The sequence below is a fragment of the Aeromonas sp. R5-1 genome (assembly GCF_040908265.1).
Taxonomy (GTDB): Bacteria; Pseudomonadota; Gammaproteobacteria; order Enterobacterales; family Aeromonadaceae; genus Aeromonas; species Aeromonas caviae.
The window spans coordinates 1-18,559 of sequence record NZ_JBFODJ010000034.1 but is presented as its reverse complement, the minus strand read 5'-3'; the positions used below and the strand labels follow the sequence as shown (position 1 = coordinate 18,559).

Sequence of the window (18,559 nt, the reverse complement as noted above, 5' to 3'; positions counted from 1 at the left end):
CATTATCCACCTGTGGTAATAAACCTGCCTGCAGTAATGCACGTTTAGTCACCCATAAAAACGGAGCCCGAGGCTCCGTTGTTCAATGCGGTATCAATCCCGGACGGAACGCGCTTCGCGCTCTTCCCGCTCCCTTGCCAACAAGCGTTTGTACCACCAGCTGCTGCGACGACGTTGTGCATTGGAAGAGCGACGAGCCATTGCTTAGATCCCAGTCAAGAGAAGAAAGAGCCGCATTATGCGATAGAGATCACGCCCGTGTCTGTAGCTGGATCAAGAAAAGGCTCACTGGCCCACCCGGATCGTCCGCTGGTTGCCCTCCGGTTCACCACTCTGTGACGGCGTCGTCACCTCTCGCCAGATCAGGGGACCATTGGTCTCCATCGCCTGTTGCGGCGCGCACTCCAGCCAGAGCTCCCCCTGCTGGATGCGGGCCCCCTGGGAGTATTTCTGATCCTGATACCAGCACACCCGCTCGGGCAGCGAACCAAGGGGCAGCACCAGCTCGGTGCCCACCGAGTGGCTGAGGGTGTTGGACGCCGGGGCGGCCAACGCGGGGAAGAGCCAGCCAAGGGCCAGCAGACAACCTGCACAACGGATCATGGGAATTCCTGTCACGGGGGTGTGAAAGTGTAGAGCGACCAGCAGAGCCCTCGACTTGACCAATAAATGTCGGCTCATCTGGCATTCCGGAAGCAATATGATAGCCTGCCTGCGCCCGCAAAAGCCTGTCAGGGCGCTGCCGTGGGCCCCCACCGGCATAGCCGGGATGCGGTAATGAATAACCCTTAATAATCAGATAATTAACTGGATATGTTGTCAATGCGTATCATGCCGTTGCTCAAGGCTGCCTGCCTGAGCCTGATGTTGTCCGCCTGTGTCGCCCCCCTGCTGATGATGAGCCCCACCAGCCAGCTGATGTGGGCCCTGCTCAAGCCGCTGGTCGGTTTCGATCCGAACGAGGCCAACCTGTTCGAGCAGCCGCTGATCAAGGACAGAATGACCGCCATGCTGGGGCCCAACTACGAGAGCACCATGCAGCTGCTCAAGACCGCCGACGAGCTGCAACAGGAGGGGCCGCTCTTTTACGTGGTCTCCCGCTACGCCCCCGTGCCGGACGTAGCCAAGCAGGCCGGCATGGTCTGGAACGCCGACACCAACCAGCTCGCCGTCATGGTGCAAAAAGGTGACGGGGCGACCCAGGTCTTCGGGGAAAACCTGACGGCCGCCACCCCGACCTGGCCCAGCGCCATGCAGGGCTGGCAGTCCCAGGCCACCCCGGCCGCCACGGCCCTGACCGGTGCCGGTCAGGGGCTCACGGGCGCTGGCAGTTCTCTGCTGGGCACCATGATGGGGGGCCTGCAACAGAGCGCCAGCAAGGCCCTGTCCGACTCCACCAGACAGGTGATCGGCAGTGCCGCCACCACGGCGCAGCAACAAGCCACCAAGGCGGCGAGCGACAGCGCCAAGCAAGCTGCCAGCAGTGCCGCCACCACGGCGCAGCAGCAAGCCACCAAGGCGGTGAACGACAGCGCCCAGCAGGCTGCCAGCAGCGCAGCGACCATCAGTGCCGCCACCACAGTGCAGCAGCAAGCCGAAAAGGCGGTGAGCGACAGCGCCAAGCAGGCCGCCAGCAGCGCAGCAACCATCAGTGCCGCCACCACAGCGCAGCAGCAAGCGGCCAAGGCGGTGAGCGACACCACCAAGCAGGCCGCCAGCAGCGCAGCGACCATCAGTGCCGCGACCACAGTGCAGCAACAAGCCGCCAAGGCGGTGAGCGACAGCGCCAAACAGGCCATCAGCAGTGCCGCAACCACGGCGCAGCAGCAAGCGACCAAGGCGGTGAGCGACAGCGCCAAGCAGGCCGTCAGCAGCGCAGCGACCATCAGTGCCGCGACCAGTGCACAGCAGCAAGCCGAAAAGGCGGTGAGCGACACCGCCAAGCAGGCCGTCAGCAGCGCCGCAACCATCAGTGCCGCGACCAGTACGCAGCAGCAAACCGCCAAGGCAGTGAGCGACAGCGCCAAGCAGGCCGCCAGCAGCGCCGCCGCCATCAGTGCCGCGACCAGTGCGCAGCAGCAAGCCGAAAAGGCGGTGCAGCAACAGGGCGAGAAGCGGGAAGCGACCTCCGGCACCCTGAGCGATCAGGCCAGGGCGGATGCCGAAGCGGAGCTGGAAAAACTGCTTAACTGACTTTTTAAGCGTCATGCCACCATAAAAACAGGCCATCACATGATGGCCTGTTGTTTATCTGACCCGTAGCAGGGGAAGATCAGAAATGGCGGTCCTGCTCGGTGGGCTTGGCACCCTTCTCTTCGCTGTGCTCGATGGCGGTGCGGATAAGGTCGACGCCGGCCCGGATGATCAGCACCCCCATGTTGACCAGCTTGACACAGACCCACATGAAGGTGATGAGCAGGATCAGCTTGAGCACCGTCTGGAAGGCCTCCAGGAAGTTCTGCTCCAGCTGGGCGGTGAGCCCGTTGGCGCTGCTCATCAGCCAGGTGTACACCTCGCGCACGAAGGGGATCCGGCTCGGCATCTCCAGCACGTCCAGCGCCGCAGGCAGGGCCTGGAAGATGACGATGCTGCCAAACAGTATCAGGATGACGCCGATGGCAATCCCCAGAAAGAAACCGAACTGTCGCATGAAGAGCCCCACAATGTAGTGAATGAGAAGAACAATAGCCGCCAATACTAGGGACTGCCCGCGCAGACGGCAATCCTTGCGTCCCCCACAGGGTCGGTGCCCCCTGCAAGCCATTGCCCGGCCGTCTGATTTCTGTGACCCTTGTCCCCACTCCTTGCCCCTGGGTGTCATCATGTTTCGAGTCGTCTTCTGCCTGCTGCTGTTGCTGGGCGGTGCCCTGCCCGCCTCCCACGCCGAATCCCCTCCCTCTGCGGCCGCCTGCGTGATCCGCCACCAGCAAGGGATCCTGCTGGTGCAGGACAGGCTCTCCTCGCGCTACAGCCTGAGCGGCGGCTACATCGACAGGGGGGAGACCCCGGAGCAGGCGGCCCTGCGCGAGCTGTTCGAGGAGACCGGCCTGCAGGGTCGCGTCACCGGCGAGCTGGGGCGCTGGCAACGGGCCAGGGTGTTCGCCTGCCAGACCCTGGAGCCCCTGCGGGTCCAGCGAGGGACGGGGTTTGTCTCCTTGCTCCAGGCCCCGGATCTCGGTGGCGAGATCCTGAACGCCAGGCTGATCGCGGCCGCCGACCTGCCCCCTGACCAGCGTCGCTTCCCGGCGCAGCTCGACTGGATAGCCCCGAGGCTGGCCGAGGTGCCCGAGAGCCGGGTGCTGTGGGTGACGGATTTCAGCGACGCGGCCAGTGCGCTGCACCGCGCCGAGTTGCCGCTGATCCAGCGCCTGCAACAATGGCTCGGGCCGGATGCGCTCTGGCCAAGGGCGGGCAATCTGCTGGGCTCGGCCCCCTTCCAGCTGGCGCTGCTGCCCTTGCTGCTGCCCCTGCTCGGCTGGTCCAGGCTGCGCCACCTGCTGTTTGCCATGGTGCTGCTCACCCTGGTGGTGAACCTGCTCAAGGCGGGCATCGGCTGGCCCAGGCCCTTCCACCTGCAACCCGAGCTGGCCCGCCAGAGTGCCCAGGGCTTCGGCATGCCGAGCGGCCACGCCGCCTCGACCCTGCTCTACTGGGGCCTGCTGCTTGGCTGGCTGCCGGCGCTGTGGGTTTGGCAGGGGGCCCTGCTGGCCCTGTTGCTGGCCGGCGTGGCCGGGCTGGCCCGGGTCTGGCTGGGGGTCCACTTCCTCTCGGATGTGGTGGCCGGCCTTGCCCTGGGGGCCCTGCTGCTGGCACTGCGCGCCCCGCTGGCGAAGCTGGCGGCACGCCCGCTCCCCTGGGCCGGGCTGCTCATCGCCAGCGCCCTCTCGGCCTGGCTCACCCAGTCCACCGCCCTGGCCGGGCTTGCCATGTTCACCCTGGGGCTGGTATCGGGTAATCTGCTATCACTCGAACGGAGCCCCACCCCCGCCCTGCCCGCCGCGCTGCTGACCCTGGCAGGGGGGCTGGTCGTGGCAGGGCTCCTGTTCCTGGTGCCCGCGCTCACCAGCAGCTCTCTGCTGATCCTCGCGGGACAAGGGTGGCTCTTTGGCTGCCTGGGGTTCTGGCTCAGCGCCGGGCTCTGGTGGTCGTTGTCCGCTATCCGTCACGGTGCCCGAACCGGGCGCTCAACCCCTCGTTAAGGGAATGCCATGAATATGAAAAAAGTGGATTTGGCCAAGATCACCCTGGGCTTGCTGTTCCTCAGCCTGCTCATCATCTCGTGCTTCATGGTCTTGCGCCCCTTCCTGCCCGCCCTGGTGTGGTCGACCATGATCACCATCGCCACCTGGCCCCTGATGCAGATGGCCCAGCGCCTGCTGTGGGGCAAGCGCACCCTGGCGGCCTTGCTGATGACCAGCATCTTGCTGCTCATCTTCGTCATTCCCCTCTTCATGACGCTGGCCAACGTGGCGGAGAAGGCCCCCATGCTCATCGAGCTGGGCACCGAGCTCAGCCAATCCCCGCCCCCCGAGCTGCTCTGGTTGCAGCAAGTGCCCCTGGTGGGCGACAAGCTCTATGAGTTCTGGCAGCAGATCCTCGCGAGCGGCGGCCAGGTGCTGTTCACCAAGCTGGCCCCCTACTTCGGCCAGACCGCCCGCTGGCTGGCGGCCCAGGCGGGCAACCTCGGCCTGCTGTTCGTCCACTTCCTGCTGACCGTGGCCATCTGCGGCCTGCTCTACCACTCGGGAGAGAAGGCGGCAGAAGGCATTCGCCGCTTCGCCCACCGTCTGGCGGGCCAGCGCGGTGACAATGCGGTGGTGCTCGCCTCCCAGGCCATCCGCGCCGTCGCCATGGGGGTGGTGGTGACCGCCCTGGTGCAATCCTCGGTGGCGGGCCTGGGCCTGCTCATCGCCGGCATTCCCTATGTCATGGTGCTGGTGGTGCTGATGTTCCTGCTGATCGTCGCCCAGATAGGCCCCTTCCCGGTGCTGCTGGCCAGCGTCGGCTACCTCTACTGGAGCGGGGACACCACCTGGGGCACCTTCCTGCTGGTCTGGTCCCTGCTGGCGGGCACCATGGACAACTTCCTGCGCCCCTTCCTCATCAAGCGCGGGGCCGACCTGCCGCTGATCCTCATTCTGGTGGGGGTCATCGGCGGCCTGCTGGCCATGGGGATCATCGGTCTCTTCATCGGCCCCGTGGTGCTGGCGGTGGGTTACACCCTGCTGGATGCCTGGATCAAGGAAGATGACCAACCGGCGAGCGCTCTGGTGGAGCCGCCCAAGGCGCCGTGATGATTCATTCATCCCCGATGCAAAGAGCCGCCCCAGGGCGGCTCTTTTGTTTATTACCGTCCCATGCAGGTTCGATTAGCGAAGCGTAATCGGACGATCGAGATGCCGCTGTCCGGTGTGTCCATGAATCAGCGGCATCCGTCAGCAGGGAAATATGGATGGCTGTTATAGCGGGAGAATTGATTTACGCGAACGTCCGATTACCCCTTATGGCTAATCGAGCCGACGGCCGGTCGCGGCGTTTAGAACCAAAGTTCGAACCGGAACGCCAAAACACGAACCAGGGTTCGAGTCACTCCTTCCCCTCCCCTGTTCCCTGCCGAAGGCGCCCGCCACAATACCTGCACCATTGGAGGAGAAGACAAGATGAACGAACTGAGAGCAACACGGGCCCTCATCAGCGGCGGCGCCAGCGGCATCGGACTGGCCATCGCCGAGGCCCTGGCCAGCCAGGGGGTGGAGCTGATCCTCGCTTCCCGCCGTCTGGGGCTGCTGGAGCAGGAAGCGGCCAGACTGGAGGCGCGATACGGAGTGCGAGTCATGGCACTGGCGCTGGATGTGTGCGACGGCGATCAGGTGCGGGACGGCCATGCCCGGATCCGGGAGCGGCTCGGCCCCGTCGATCTGCTGATCAACAACAGCGGGGTCGGCAGCGACCACCTGGTGCAGGACCTGCCGGAATCGGAGTGGGACAGGGTGATGGATACCTGTGCCAAGGGCACCTTCCTGCTGACCCGGGCCTGCCTGCCGGACATGCTGGCAAACCGCCACGGCACCGTCATCAACATCGCCTCCCAGGCCGCCAGGCACGGCTATGCCAGGGCCGGCGTCTACTGCGCCGCCAAGTTTGCGGTGCTGGGGTTCGCCCGGGCACTGCGGGAAGAGGTGCAGCACCAGGGCATCCGGGTCCACACCCTCTGCCCAGGCCTGGTGCAGGTGCCGCCCCCGGCTTGCGCCGCTGATCGCAAGCCCGGCTGGCTGCAGGTGGAGGATCTGGCCGAGGCCGTGCTCTACACCCTGCGCCAACCGGCCCACGTGCAGCTCGACGAGATCGGCATGACGGGGATCTGAGCGAGGCGCCATGGAACGCCAGCAAGAACAAGGGGCGCCGAGGCGCCCCTTGTTCTGCGTCACACCGCCAGAGGCGGCCTGCGCGTAAGATCAGGCAGGTTGATGGAGGGTGATGCAGTGGATGCCGCCGCCCCCGGCCGCCACCGGGTCTATGTCTATCTGCACTATCTTGCGCCCCGGATAGAGGCTGGCCAGCAGATCCCGGCAATGGCGGTCGGCCCTGGCATCCCCGAACTGGGGAGCGATGACGGCGCCGTTGATGGGCAGGTAGTTGATGTAACCGGCGGCAAAGTCCGGGCTGCGGCTGAACTTGTTGTCCCGCCCGCCCAGGGGCGGCGGCAGCTGATGCAGCTCCAGCTTGTTGCCGTCGGCGTCCGTCGCCTGCTGCAGGATGGCGAGGTGCTGGCGGGTCACCTTGTAGTCGTAGGAGTCGGGATCGTTGTCCATGTTGATCACCACCACCCCGGGGCGCACGAAGCGGGCGTAGAAGTCCACGTGGGCATCCGTGATGTCGCGGCCCTTGATCCCCGGCAGCCAGATGATCTTGCGCAGCCCCAGGTTGGCCTTGAGCTCCGCCTCCACCTGCGCCTTGGTGAGGCCGGGGTTGCGGTTGCTGTTGATCCAGCTGCTCTCGGTCATGATGGCGGTGCCGTTGCCATCCACCTCGATGCCGCCCCCCTCACCGATGAGCTCGCTCTGCAGGTAATAGGCATCGGTCTGCCGGCCCACCAGGGCGGCGACCCTGGCGTCATGGCTGTGCTCCTGCTTGTCACCCCAGCCGTTGAAGTTGAAGTCCACCAGCCCGAGCCCTCCCTGCTCGTCCTGCACGAAGACGCCGCCGGTATCCCGCAGCCAGATGTCATCCATCTCGGCGTGGACGAAGTGGGTGTTGCGCTCGCCGCATAACTGGCGCGCCAGCGCCTCGTCATCCTCGTGGCAGAGCACGTTGACCCGGGTGTAGGGCACCATGGCCTGCACCAGCCGCCCTATGGTGGCCTGCACCTCCTTGTAGTGGCGACCCCAGATCTCGCTGGTGGCCCCGAAGGCCACCCACACCAGGGCCTGGGGGGAGGACTCCTCCGGCATGTGGTAGCGGCCGGCGGCACTGGTCTCGCCGGCGGCGAAGGCCGCGCGGGCACCGGGCAGGCTGCCAAACCCAGCAATGGCGCCGAGGGCGACCAGTTGTTTCAATACGTGGCGTCGGGAAAACATCGTTCTACTCCTGGGTTCAGAGGCTGCTCTTGAAGCGAGTCCAGGCTCGCATGCGGGCACGCATCTGGGATTGTGCTATATCCTGACCCGGAATGAGCCGCTGGTAGCTGGCCTCGTCCAGGTAGATATCCGGGTTGGCCGTCATGGTGGCATCCACCATGGGTCTGGCCTTGGCACTGGCAGTCGGATAACCGGTGCTGTTGGTGATGGCCGCCATGTTGGCCGGGCGCATCACGAAGTTGATAAAGGCATAGGCATAGTCAGGATGGGGGGCATCCGCCGGGATCGCCATGGTGTCCATCCAGATGGTGCTCCCCTCCTTCGGCAATCGGTATTCGAAGTCGACCCCCTTGCCCGCCTCGGCGGCGGCGCGCCTGGCCTGGGTCATGTCGCCGCTGTAGCCCAGGGAGAGGCAGAGATCCCCGTTCACCAGCTGAGTCACCGGCTGGGACTGGAACTTGCGGATATAGGGCTTGATCCCCTTGAGCAGGGCCAGGGCCGCCTCCAGATCGTCCGCCTTGCCGCTGCGGGGATCCCGCCCAAGATAGTGCAGCACCACCGCCAGCACCTCGTCCGGGGAGTCGATGACCGAGATGCCGCAATCTGCAAATTTCGCCGCCAGCTCGGGCTTGAACAGCATGTCCAGGCTGCTGACCGGGGCATCCGGCATCCGCTGCTTGATAGCGTCCGCATTGTAGGTGAGCCCTATGGTGCCCCAGGTGTAGGGCACCACGGCCTCCTTCGCATGGGGATAGGCCTGCTGCAACCGCGCCAGGCCGGGGTCTATGTCCCCCAGGTGTTGCAGCTTGCCCTTGTCGAGGGGCTGCAGGCTGCCCGCCCGCATCAGCCGCTCCGCCACCGTGTCCCCCGGGAAGATGAGGTCATACCCGCTGCGACCCGCCATCAGCTTGGCCTCCAGGGTCTCGCTGCTGTCCATCACGTCGTAGATGACCCGGATCCCGGTCTCCCGGGTGAATTCGCTCAGGGTATCGGGGGCGAAATAATCGGACCAGTTGTAGAGGCGCAGCACCTTCTCTTCCTGCGTCTCATCGGCCTGAACCCCGACGCTCAGCAGCAGGGCCAGCCCCATGGCTATCTTGGTCAAGGCACTCATGATGGACGCCCTCCCCGCTGGCCCTACCCATCCAGGCTCAGCAAGGCGCCATACATCTCGGGGCGGCGATCTCGATAGATGCCCCAGGTCAGCCGCTCCTCGGCCATGGCGGCGAGATCCAGCTCCCGCACCAGCACGCCCGGGGTATCCCTGTCCGCCTCGGCCAGCAGAGCCCCCTTGTGATCCGTGATGAAGGAGGAGCCATAGAAGCGCATCTGCAACGCGGGATCCCGGGTCGCCACCTCGCGTCCGATGCGGTTGGCGGCGATCACCGGCATGATGTTGGCGGCGGCGTGGCCGCGCTGGGTCAGCTGCCAGTGATCCCGGGAATCGAGCCCCTCTGCCCCCGGCTCCGAGCCGATGGCGGTGGGATAGAGCAGCAGCTCGGCCCCCTGCAGCGCCATGGCGCGGGCCGCCTCCGGGAACCACTGATCCCAGCAGATGCCGACCCCGATGCGGCCAGCGGCCGTGTCCCAGACCCGAAACCCCGTATCCCCCGGGCTGAAATACTCCTTCTCCTGATAGCCGATGGCGTTCGGGATATGGGTCTTGCGATAGACCCCGAGCAGGCGACCATCCGCATCCGCCATCGCCAGGGAGTTGAAGTAGGCGTTGCCCGCACGCTCGAACCAGCTGATGGGCAACACCACCCCCAGCTCCCGCGCCAGGGCCGAGAAGCGGCGCAGCACCCGGCTCTGCTCGAACGACTCCGCCAGCGCCAGATGGCCGTGGTATTGCTCGATGCAGAAATAGGGGGTGGCGAAGAGTTCCTGCAACAGCACCAGGTTGGCCCCCCTGGCGGCGGCGTCCCGTACCAGGCTCTCCGCTGTGTCCAGATTGCGCTCCAGCTCCCAGCTGCAAGCGAATTGTGTGGTGGCGACAACGATCTTGCTCATCCGGATACCCTCCCTGACACGCGTTCCCGCTGACAGGCAAACTGCATGGTTGCGACGACCTTGTTCATGAATCTCTCCTCCCTGATCCCGTCATGAGGCCTCGCAGACGCCTGACGAGGCCGCTCCAAACGCTTACCCCTGCACCGGCCAGGCCGGCTGCTGCTGGGTGATGCAGTGAATGCCGCCCCCGCCGTGGGCCAACTGGTTGATGCGCACCGGCACCAGCTGCCTGTTCGGGAAGGCGCGCCTCAGCACCTCCCCCGCCGCCTCGTCCGCGCCTACGCCGTAGGCGGGCATGATGATGGCGCCGTTGGCGAGGTAGAAGTTGGTGTAGGAGGCGCAGAACACCTCCGCCTCGGCGTCCACCGCCTCGCTCGCCTCGAACAGCTCGAGGCACTCGAAGGAGCGACCTCTCGCATCGGTGACCAGGGCCAGGGCTCGGCGGTTCTCCCGCACCACGCGGCCATAGGTGGAGTGCCCGTCCAGGGTGGCGTCCACCAGCAGGTGGCCGGGGCGGCTGAAGGCGCAGACCCCGTCCACATGACCGTCCGTCATGTCGCCGGTGACGTGGTCCGGATCCCCCGGCAGCCAGATAGTCTTCTCGATGCCGAGCAGGCGGCTGAAGATCCGTTCGATCTCCACTTTGGTCATGCCGGGGTTGCGGTTGCTGTTGAGCAGCACCGACTCCGTGGTGATCAGGGTGCCCTCCCCATCCACATGGATGGCGCCCCCTTCGTTGGCGAGGAAGCTGCCGATGCACTCCAGCTCCAGGCTGTTGAGAACGCGCCGCGCCAGCCCCTCGTCCAGACCGTGGGCCGACTTGCCGCCCCAGGCGTTGAAACGCCAGCTGATCCCGGCGGTGCCAAGCTCGGGATGGCAGATGAAGGTGGGGCCGGAGTCACGGCACCAGCTGTCATCCACCGGCAGGGGTATGAAGCGCACCCCGTCGCCGCACAGGGCGCGAGCCTCGACCTGTGCGGCGGGATCCACCACCAGGTTCACCGGTTCGAAGCGGGCGATGGCATTGACCACCCGGGCGAAGTCCTGCTGGACCTGGGGCAGGGTTACGCCCCAGCCGTTTTCCCACAGCGCCTTGTTGTGCGGCCAGACCATCCAGGTCGCCGCGTGCCGGCACCACTCCGCTGGCATGAACCAGCCCACAGCCCTCATTCCCTGCTCGCGCATCTCAGCCTCTCTGATTAGGTACTATTAAGGTTATTGACGATGGGAATAGACTATTCTCCCCGCTGATGGGTAACAAACGATCGATTTTCGATAAAAGTGATAAGTGGAGCTAATCAATGATGTTCAAACACTGGCCCCCTCTCAACGTGCTGCGCGGCTTCGAGGCGGCGGCCAGGCTCGGCAGCTTTCATCAGGCGGCCCAGGAGCTGCACCTCACCCAGTCTGCCATCAGTCAGCAGATCCGCTCGCTGGAGGAGCTGCTTGGCCAGCCTCTGTTTCACCGCCAGGGACGTTCCGTCGCCCTGACCGACGCGGGCCAGGATCTGCTGGAGACGACCCAGCAGGTGCTGCTGCAACTGGCGGTGGGAATACAGCGCCTCGAGCAGTACCGCAAGCCGAACCAGCTGGTGCTCAACACCAGTACCGCCATCGCCCGCCTCTGGCTGCTGCCCCGGCTGGCCGACCTTCACACCCAGCATCCGGGCATCGATCTCTGGCTGTTCACCAGCGACGACACGCCGAACATGGCCGAGCAGACCATCGACATTTCGCTGCGCTGGGGGCTGGCTCCCCAGGCGGAATGCCGCCATCAGCCGCTGCTGGCGGATCGGCTGCTGCCGGTGGCGAGCCCGGCCGTGCTGGCACAGCCCGCGCAGGAGCGCACCACCCTGCACGGGGAGCGGGAGATGGACTGGCACCACTGGACCCTCAAGGGCGGCGACGATCTGCACCTGCAGACCCAGGGGCTCAACTTCTCCGATCCCGGCTTGTTGCAGGATGCGGCCAGCGCCGGGCTCGGGGTGGCGCTGGCGAGCGAGCTGCTCTCTCGCGACGCACGCCGACAGGGGTGGCTGCTGCCCCTCTCGTCCCACCGGGTGGCCGGGCCGAACTGGAACATGCTGATCCATCAGGAGAGCGAAGCCAGCCCCCAGTGCCGGGCGGTGAGCCAATGGCTCCAGCAGCAGTTTGCCGCAGAGGCTGCCACCCGGGACCAGGACGCGACACTCTGAGAGCGGTCACTGAATCGGGGCGGCAAGGGTGATTAAATGGCCCCTTCCCTTTTGCCGGATATCGCCGTGACCATGCCATCCGTCCCCCAGCCCCTCTCGTCCTGGCCCGAGCACCTGCAGGCCTCCTGGCTGCGCTGTGCCCACCAGACCAGCGCGTCCCTCTGGCATCCTCCCCACTGTGCCAGAGGGCAGACCCTGGAGAGCCTGCGCCAGCGCAAACGGGACCTGCTCACTACCGGCGAGATGGCGCTGGAGGATCTCTACGAGTTCATGGAGGGGCGCCCCTGCGCCCTGCTGCTCACCGACGAGAGCGGTTGCCTGCTGGCCCGGACCGGCCACCCCGATACCCTGCAGGCGCTGGCGGCACTCGGTTTTGGCCCAGGCGCGTTTTTCAGCGAGGGACGCATCGGCACCAATGCCGTCAACCTGGCGGCCCTGGAGGGGGTGCCGCTCTGCGTCAGCGGCCCCCAGCACTTCAACCAGCGTCTGCACCCCTGGCACTGCTGTGCCAGCCCCGTCTACAACAGCACCGGTCGCCAGGTGGCGATCGTGGCCCTGATCTGCCGGGTGGAAGAGGCCGCGCCGGGGGATCTCGCGCTCACCGTCAGCGCCGGCCGTGAGCTGGCCAATCTGCTGCAGATGGAGCGCTTGATGCAGGAGTCCCAGCACCACTTGAGCGAGCTCTATGCCCTGCTGGATGGCATGGAAGACGGCGTGCTGGCCTGGGATCCCCAGGGGCGGCTGCGCTACCTCAACGCCCTGGCGGCCAGTCGGCTGCAACTCGACCCGGCTGTCTGCCTGGGCCAGCCCCTCGATCACCATCTGCTGATGCCCCAGCGCCTGCGTCTGGCCATCGCGGAGATGACCCCCCTGAGCCATGTGGAGGTGACGCTGGAGCGGCGAGAGACCCGGGGCGAGGCCTTCATCGACGCCCTGGTGAGCCTCAAGCCCCTGCCGGGGCCGGACGGGGTCAGCTTCATCGTCCTGCTCCATCCCACCGATCGATTGCGCGCCATTCATCAACTGCGCCAGACGGTGCCCGAGCTCTCCGCCCTGGTGGGAGAGTCAAGCGCCATGCGCAAACTGCTGCGCCACGCCCGCCAGGCGGCCAGGGGACAGGGCCCCGTCCTGCTGCGGGGGGAGGAGGAGGTGGGCAAGGCCCAACTGGCGGAGGCCATCCACTTTGGCAGCGAGCGAGCCGCCGGCCCCCTGGTCATCTTCAACTGCCAGGCATGGCCGAGTGAGCGGATGGCGCTGGAACTCATGGGGTCCGACGAGGCGGGGCAGGAGCGGGCCGGCAAGTTCGAGCTGGCTCACGGTGGCACGCTAGTGCTGGAGCAGGTGGAGTGCCTGCCCGCCCCCATGCAGGCCGCCCTGCTGCAACTGCTCAAGACGGGGCGCATCCAGCGCTTCGACTCCGCCCGCATCCTGCCCCTCAGGGTGAGGATCATCGCGACCAGCAGCGCCCCGCTGGAGCAGCGGGTGCAGGAGGGGGGATTCGGGCGCCAGCTGCTCTATGCGCTGCAAGGGTGCGAACTCTGGCTGCCGAGCCTGCGGGAGCGCAGCGCCGATCTGCCTGGCCTCATCCGCCAGCACCTGGCGGTGCAGGGGGGCGAGCCGGGGCGCCAGTTCACCCCTGACGCCCTCGACTGCCTGCTGGCCTACCCCTGGCCCGGCAACCTGGGGGAGCTGCGCAGCGCCATCGAGTACGCCCTGCTGCATTGCAGTGAGGCACAGATCCCGCCCCGGGCGCTCCCGGCCGCCATCCGCCAGGGCCATTGCCTGCTGGCGGACGAGGTGGTGGGACAGCCGCTGCTCACCCTGGCGGAGCTGGAGCATCAGGCAATCCTGCGGGCCGCCCGTGCCAGCAAGGGCCAGGTCAGCCAGATGGCGCGCCAGCTCGGGATCAGCCGCACCACCCTCTGGCGGCGACTCAAACTGCTCGACATCGATCCCGCCGACTACCACCACTGACCAGAACGCCCCTCAAAAAAAGCGGGCCCCGTCGTGACGGGGCCCGGATGGGGAAATGTTTCAGTCGCCGAAGCGATCCCGCGCCAGTTGCTGGAAGCAGCTCAGCGCCGCCCCGGCATCCTCCCCTCGCGCCAGCAGGATGAGCCTGTCCCCCTGGCGCACATCGAGCATGGCGAGCCGGCTCAGGCTGCGGGGATTCGCCTCTTTGTCCCCCTTTTGCAGCCTGAGTTCAGCGGCAAAGGGCTTGAGTGCCGCGACCAGTCGGGCGGCGGGGCGCACATGCAGGCCGTGGGGATTCTCCACCACCACCTCGCAGCGCAGCCAGCCGTCGTCGGCAACGGGGGCTGCCTCCGTGGTAGCCTGCGCCGCACTGGCAGGCAGCATTCCCTGTTTCGGGCCCAGGGCGCCAAGCGCCTCGGCGGCGACCTCGTCCAGCGTCAGGCCTGCGCCAGCGGCCACCACGGCGGCCAGAGTGCCCTCGACCAGCGGGGCGGGGCTGAGCCGCACCCGGGCGCTCAGCTCGGGGGGCAGCAGCTCGAGGGCGGTCTCGGCGCTCAGGAGGGCGCTGCCCAAGTCCATCAGCACCAGCACCCCGCTGCCGTCATCCGCCTCTTCCATCGCACTCATCACGGCGATGGCGTCGGTGCCGATGGGATGGGCGGGGTCATCGACCCCGGCCGCCAGCAACAGCTTCGCCGGGCTGCCGAGCTGATCGGCCAGGGCTTTCAAACCGGCCGCAAGCATGGCGCTGTGAGAGACCACTACGATGCCGATCATGTCACAACCTCGCTCTGTCACGCAGGGCGGTCAGCAGCAGCAGGGTCGAGGTGGCCCCCGCATCCTGATGGCCGATGCTGCGCTCACCAAGATAGCTGGCGCGCCCCTTGCGGGCCTGCATCTGGATGGTGGCCTCGGTGCCGGCTGTGGCGGCAGCCACCGCCTTGTCCAGCGCCTCGGGGAGCGGCAGGCCCTGTTGTTCAGCCTGCTGCAGGGCGGCCAAAGCGGGCCACCAGGCATCGCACATGGTCTTGTCACCCGGCTCGGCACGGCCACGGGAGACGATCCCCTCCACCCCGTCGCTCAGCATCTTGCCGAGCTGGCCGAGGGTCAGGCTCTGGCAGGCATCGCTGCTGGCCGCCGCCCGGATGAAGAAGGTGCCGTAGAGGGGTCCGCTGGCGCCGCCGACCGAGGAAAGCAACGTCATGCCGGTGGTTTTGAGCACCTGGCCGATGTCCTTGTCCGCCACCGCGGGCAGCTTCTCCGCCACCTTGGCAAAGCCGCGCTGCATGTTGAGGCCGTGGTCGCCGTCGCCGATGTCGGTATCCAGCGCGGTGAGGTAGTCACGCTGCTCGGTGAAGATGTGCTCGCAGTCGAGCAGCCAGTTGACGATCTGATGTTTGCTTAACATAAATATTCCTCAGCAGCCGCGCCGCAGGGCCGGGGTGTGAACGGGGGCATCCCACAGGGTCATCAGCTCGTCATCCACCTTGAGCAGGGTGATGGAGATGCCGGTCATGTCGAGGGAGGTGCAGTAGGGGCCGATGAGGTTGCGCACCAGGTGGATGCCCGCCTCTTCGCACAGGGCCGCGAGGCGGCCATAGACGCCGTAGAGCTCGGAGATGGGGGTGCCGCCGAGGCTGTTAACCAGGACGATGACCCTGTCACCTCCATTGAGCGGCTCGATAAAGGTGTGCTCCTCCTGCCAGCTGCCGGTGCCTCTGTCCCAGTGGCGCAGAGTGCGGCCATAGGGGCTGTTGTCGGTCAGCTCCTTGAACATGTCGTCCACCAGGGCGTTGAGGTCGGTGAAGGGACGGCGTTCGATGCCCGGCTCGCCGTGGATGCCGACGCCGAACTCCACCTCGTTGTCAGCCAGGATGAAGGAGGGCTTGCCCGCAGCAGGGACGGTGCAGGCATGCATGGCCACGCCTATGGTGCGGCTCTGGTTGTTGATGCGACGGGCCAGCGCCTCGCAGCGCGCCAGATCGTAGCCCGCCTCGGCGGCGGCACCGACCAGCTTCTCGCACAGCACTGTCGTGGCAACACCACGGCGGCCAGCGGTGTAGAGGCTGTCCTTCACCGCCACGTCGTCATCGATGAGGGCGAAGCCCACCTTGACCCCGTCACCGTGCAGCAGCTCGACCGCCGTCTCGAAGTTGAGCACGTCGCCGGTGTAGTTCTTCACCAGAAACAGCACGCCGGCGCCGCCGTCGACGGCCTGACCGCACTCGTACATCTGATCCGGGGTCGGGGACGTGAAGATCTCGCCGGGGCAGGCACCATCCAGCATTCCTTTGCCCACCAGGCCACCGTGCATGGGCTCGTGGCCGCTGCCGCCACCGGAGACCAGCGCCACCTTGCCCGTCACGGGGGAATCGGCGCGGGTGATGTAGTGGGGTTCGATTCGCACCTTGAGCTCGGGGTGGGCAGCAGCCATCCCCATCAGTTGTTCACGGACCACGGCATCGACAGCGTTGATCAGCTTCTTCATGGCTCACTCCTTGGCTTGCCACCATACGGGTGGACAGATGGTTGATGCAGCCAGTCTAGCGAGCCATAGGGGGATAAAAATGACAGGGATTTCGGTTCGGATCTGAAACAACAAACGAAGCCTGACGTTTCAATCTGAAACGAGCGGATGGGGAAGATCCGGGAAAGTGTTAGCCGCCTCACAGCCATGAAAAAGGGCCCCGCAGGGCCCTTCTCGATAGCGTGAGGATTAGATGGCCCAGCCACCGGCGTAGAAGATCACCAGGGCCACAGCGATGATGACGGTGCCGATGTTGAGCTTCTTCCACTCGGCGGCAAACAGGCGGCCGACCACCAGGGCCACGAAGCCCAGCATGATGCCGGTGACGATGTTGCAGGTGAGCACGATGAAGACGGCGCACAGCATGCCGGAAAGGGCATCGACCGAGTCGTTGAAGTCCAGCTTGGTGACGTTGCCCAGCATCAGCAGGCCCACATACATCAGGGCCGGTGCGGTGGCGTAGGCCGGTACCAGATAGCTCAGCGGGGAGAGGAAGATCATCAGCAGGAAGAGCACGCCGACCAGGGTGGCGGTCAGACCTGTCTTGCCGCCGGCAGCGGTCCCTGCGGCAGATTCGATGTAGACGGCTGCCGGAGCACCACCTACCACGCCCGCCACCATGCTGCTGACGGAGTCCGCAGTCAGGGCCTTGCCACCGCTGATGATGTGACCACGCTCGTTGATGAGGCCAGCCTGACCGGCCACGGCACGGATGGTGCCGGTGGCGTCAAACACGGCGGTCATCACCAGCGCCAACACGGTCGGAATCACCACCGGATTGAGGGCGCCCAGCAGATCCATGCTGCCCACCAGGGAGCCATTCTCGCCACTCAGGCTCGGCATGGCGAAGAAGCCCTGCCAGGTCACTTTCGGATCGAAGATGAGGCCGAGGATGGAGATGGCGATGATCACCATCAGGATGCCGCCCGGCACCTTGCGGCGCTCCAGGCCGAAGATGGCAGCCAGGCCCAGCACCGTCATGATGACCGGGAAGGCGGTGATCTCGCCGAGCTGCACCGGCAGGCCAGCCCCTTCATTCTTGATCACCATGCCGACCCCGTTGGTGGCGATCAGCAGCAGGAACAGGCCGATACCGATGCCGGTACCGTGGGCAATGCCGGAGGGGAGGTTGTCCAGGATCCACTGGCGCACGCCGGTGACGCTGATCAGGGTGAACAGCACCCCCATCAGGAAGATGGCGCCAAGGGCAACCGGAATGCTCAGCCCCTGACCCAGCACCAGGCTGAAGGCGGTAAAGGCGGTGAGAGAGATGGCACAACCGATGGCCATCGGCAGCTTGGCCCAGAGCCCCATCAGCAGGGAGCCGAAGGCGGCGATCAGACAGGTCGCCACAAACACCGGGCCCTGCTCAAAACCGGCTGCGCCCAGCATGTTCGGCACGACGATGATGCTGTAGACCATCGCCAGGAAGGTGGTCAACCCGGCCAGCAGCTCCTGTCGCACCGTGCTGCCACGCTGGCTGATGGAGAAATAGGAATCCAGAAACCCGCCATTGCCGGCGCGGGCCGTCGTTTGTTGCGTTGCCATAGTTCATCCTGAAAGTGTGAAGGAAATCGTTTGCTTGCTGGCGCGCAAAATAGCAAGAATTTGGCGAGATTGCAGCGGATAAGCCTCCATTTCCCCGAAGTTTTTCATAAAAGGGCTCGTTGGAGGCCTCATTTTCCATGAGAGAGGCCCATCCCAAGCTTCTACACTCTTAGCTAGCCACGTTCCCATCTACCGGAGAGAAGCCCATGCACACAAGCAACCTGCTTGGCCAGATCCCCTCCCCCCTGCCCAGTGAAGTGTTCGCGGATCTGGTCAGTACCAACAATGTTCGTATCGAGCGCATTCTCTCCCAGGGGCAGCAGACCCCTACCGGAGAGTGGTTCGATCAGGATGAACACGAATGGGTATTGCTGGTGCAGGGAGAGGCCATCCTGGTCTTCATCACACCGGATACCGGGGTACAGGAACGCGTCCATCTGGGGCCGGGGGATTACATCAACATCCCGGCGCACCTTCAGCACAGGGTGGAGTGGACCCATCCGACCGAGACAACCATCTGGCTCTGCGTCTATTACTAGCAAGCTCACGGCTCAAGAAGGCAATGCTTCTGCTGCGAATATCGAAGAGGAGACCGTGGAGACGAAAAAAAGCCCAGTCTTTCGACTGGGCTTCTTAAGTAGTGGCGGAGCGGACGGGACTCGAACCCGCGACCCCCGGCGTGACAGGCCGGTATTCTAACCGACTGAACTACCGCTCCGCATTCGGTT

General features: G+C 65.6%; 17 protein-coding genes and 1 tRNA gene. 7 read left to right on the top strand and 11 right to left on the bottom strand.

Going from position 1 to position 18,559, the window contains the following annotated elements; all coding sequences use genetic code 11:
• Positions 1 to 285 precede the first annotated feature (285 nt).
• A complete protein-coding gene (locus tag AB5Y64_RS04580; RefSeq protein ID WP_039040821.1) occupies positions 286 to 603 on the bottom strand; it encodes a DUF1496 domain-containing protein in 318 nt (105 codons plus the stop codon).
• 219 nt (positions 604 to 822) lie between these two features.
• Between AB5Y64_RS04580 and AB5Y64_RS04575 the strand changes: the two genes are divergently transcribed.
• Positions 823 to 2,193, top strand: a complete 1,371-nt coding sequence (locus AB5Y64_RS04575) for a hypothetical protein (RefSeq protein WP_039040820.1) — start codon at positions 823 to 825, stop codon at positions 2,191 to 2,193.
• Positions 2,194 to 2,272: 79 nt separating this feature from the next.
• Here AB5Y64_RS04575 and AB5Y64_RS04570 read toward each other — a convergent pair whose 3' ends face one another.
• A complete protein-coding gene (locus AB5Y64_RS04570; protein ID WP_010675931.1) occupies positions 2,273 to 2,650 on the bottom strand; it encodes a hypothetical protein in 378 nt (125 codons plus the stop codon).
• Between the two features lie 172 nt (positions 2,651 to 2,822).
• Between AB5Y64_RS04570 and AB5Y64_RS04565 the strand changes: the two genes are divergently transcribed.
• The 3 genes from AB5Y64_RS04565 (at position 2,823) to AB5Y64_RS04555 (ending at position 6,365) form a co-directional block, all read left to right on the top strand.
• A complete protein-coding gene (locus tag AB5Y64_RS04565; RefSeq protein WP_039040819.1) occupies positions 2,823 to 4,199 on the top strand; it encodes a bifunctional NUDIX hydrolase/phosphatase PAP2 family protein in 1,377 nt (458 codons plus the stop codon).
• 9 nt (positions 4,200 to 4,208) lie between these two features.
• Entirely contained in the window at positions 4,209 to 5,294 is a 1,086-nt protein-coding gene (gene ydiK / locus AB5Y64_RS04560; RefSeq protein WP_029314855.1) for an AI-2E family transporter YdiK, read from the top strand.
• Between the two features lie 366 nt (positions 5,295 to 5,660).
• On the top strand, positions 5,661 to 6,365 hold the full coding sequence (locus AB5Y64_RS04555; RefSeq protein ID WP_039040818.1) for an SDR family oxidoreductase: 705 nt from the start codon (positions 5,661 to 5,663) through the stop codon (positions 6,363 to 6,365).
• Positions 6,366 to 6,455: 90 nt separating this feature from the next.
• Here the strand turns inward: AB5Y64_RS04555 and AB5Y64_RS04550 are convergent, their stop codons facing one another.
• The 4 genes from AB5Y64_RS04550 to AB5Y64_RS04535 form a co-directional block, all read right to left on the bottom strand.
• Positions 6,456 to 7,577, bottom strand: a complete 1,122-nt coding sequence (locus AB5Y64_RS04550; protein WP_039040817.1) for an agmatine/peptidylarginine deiminase — start codon at positions 7,575 to 7,577, stop codon at positions 6,456 to 6,458.
• Positions 7,578 to 7,593: 16 nt separating this feature from the next.
• Positions 7,594 to 8,691: an extracellular solute-binding protein gene (locus tag AB5Y64_RS04545; protein WP_039040816.1), complete on the bottom strand. Its 1,098-nt coding sequence runs from the start codon at positions 8,689 to 8,691 to the stop codon at positions 7,594 to 7,596.
• A gap of 23 nt (positions 8,692 to 8,714) precedes the next feature.
• A complete protein-coding gene (gene aguB, locus AB5Y64_RS04540; protein WP_368203356.1) occupies positions 8,715 to 9,587 on the bottom strand; it encodes an N-carbamoylputrescine amidase in 873 nt (290 codons plus the stop codon).
• Positions 9,588 to 9,719: 132 nt separating this feature from the next.
• Positions 9,720 to 10,772 carry an agmatine/peptidylarginine deiminase gene (locus AB5Y64_RS04535; RefSeq protein ID WP_039040814.1) on the bottom strand — a complete coding sequence of 351 codons (1,053 nt, stop codon included), beginning with the start codon at positions 10,770 to 10,772 and terminating at the stop codon, positions 9,720 to 9,722.
• A gap of 116 nt (positions 10,773 to 10,888) precedes the next feature.
• On the opposite strand from AB5Y64_RS04535, the gene AB5Y64_RS04530 reads away from it, so the two are divergent.
• Together AB5Y64_RS04530 and dhaR are read left to right on the top strand one after the other, a co-directional pair.
• Positions 10,889 to 11,782 carry a LysR family transcriptional regulator gene (locus AB5Y64_RS04530; RefSeq protein WP_039040813.1) on the top strand — a complete coding sequence of 298 codons (894 nt, stop codon included), beginning with the start codon at positions 10,889 to 10,891 and terminating at the stop codon, positions 11,780 to 11,782.
• 72 nt (positions 11,783 to 11,854) lie between these two features.
• Positions 11,855 to 13,756, top strand: a complete 1,902-nt coding sequence (gene dhaR / locus AB5Y64_RS04525; protein ID WP_039040822.1) for a dihydroxyacetone kinase operon transcriptional regulator DhaR — start codon at positions 11,855 to 11,857, stop codon at positions 13,754 to 13,756.
• Positions 13,757 to 13,816: 60 nt separating this feature from the next.
• Here dhaR and dhaM read toward each other — a convergent pair whose 3' ends face one another.
• From dhaM to AB5Y64_RS04505, 4 genes are all read right to left on the bottom strand, one after another.
• A complete protein-coding gene (gene dhaM / locus AB5Y64_RS04520) occupies positions 13,817 to 14,533 on the bottom strand; it encodes a dihydroxyacetone kinase phosphoryl donor subunit DhaM (protein WP_039040812.1) in 717 nt (238 codons plus the stop codon).
• Between the two features lies 1 nt (position 14,534).
• Positions 14,535 to 15,164 carry a dihydroxyacetone kinase subunit DhaL gene (dhaL, locus tag AB5Y64_RS04515; protein WP_039040811.1) on the bottom strand — a complete coding sequence of 210 codons (630 nt, stop codon included), beginning with the start codon at positions 15,162 to 15,164 and terminating at the stop codon, positions 14,535 to 14,537.
• Positions 15,165 to 15,173: 9 nt separating this feature from the next.
• Entirely contained in the window at positions 15,174 to 16,244 is a 1,071-nt protein-coding gene (gene dhaK / locus AB5Y64_RS04510; RefSeq protein ID WP_039040810.1) for a dihydroxyacetone kinase subunit DhaK, read from the bottom strand.
• Positions 16,245 to 16,472: 228 nt separating this feature from the next.
• On the bottom strand, positions 16,473 to 17,831 hold the full coding sequence (locus AB5Y64_RS04505) for an NCS2 family permease (RefSeq protein ID WP_010675944.1): 1,359 nt from the start codon (positions 17,829 to 17,831) through the stop codon (positions 16,473 to 16,475).
• A 206-nt stretch (positions 17,832 to 18,037) separates the two neighbouring features.
• On the opposite strand from AB5Y64_RS04505, the gene AB5Y64_RS04500 reads away from it, so the two are divergent.
• Positions 18,038 to 18,370 carry a cupin domain-containing protein gene (locus tag AB5Y64_RS04500; protein ID WP_039040809.1) on the top strand — a complete coding sequence of 111 codons (333 nt, stop codon included), beginning with the start codon at positions 18,038 to 18,040 and terminating at the stop codon, positions 18,368 to 18,370.
• A 102-nt stretch (positions 18,371 to 18,472) separates the two neighbouring features.
• Here the strand turns inward: AB5Y64_RS04500 and AB5Y64_RS04495 are convergent.
• A tRNA-Asp gene (locus AB5Y64_RS04495) sits at positions 18,473 to 18,549 on the bottom strand.
• Positions 18,550 to 18,559: the final 10 nt, after the last annotated feature.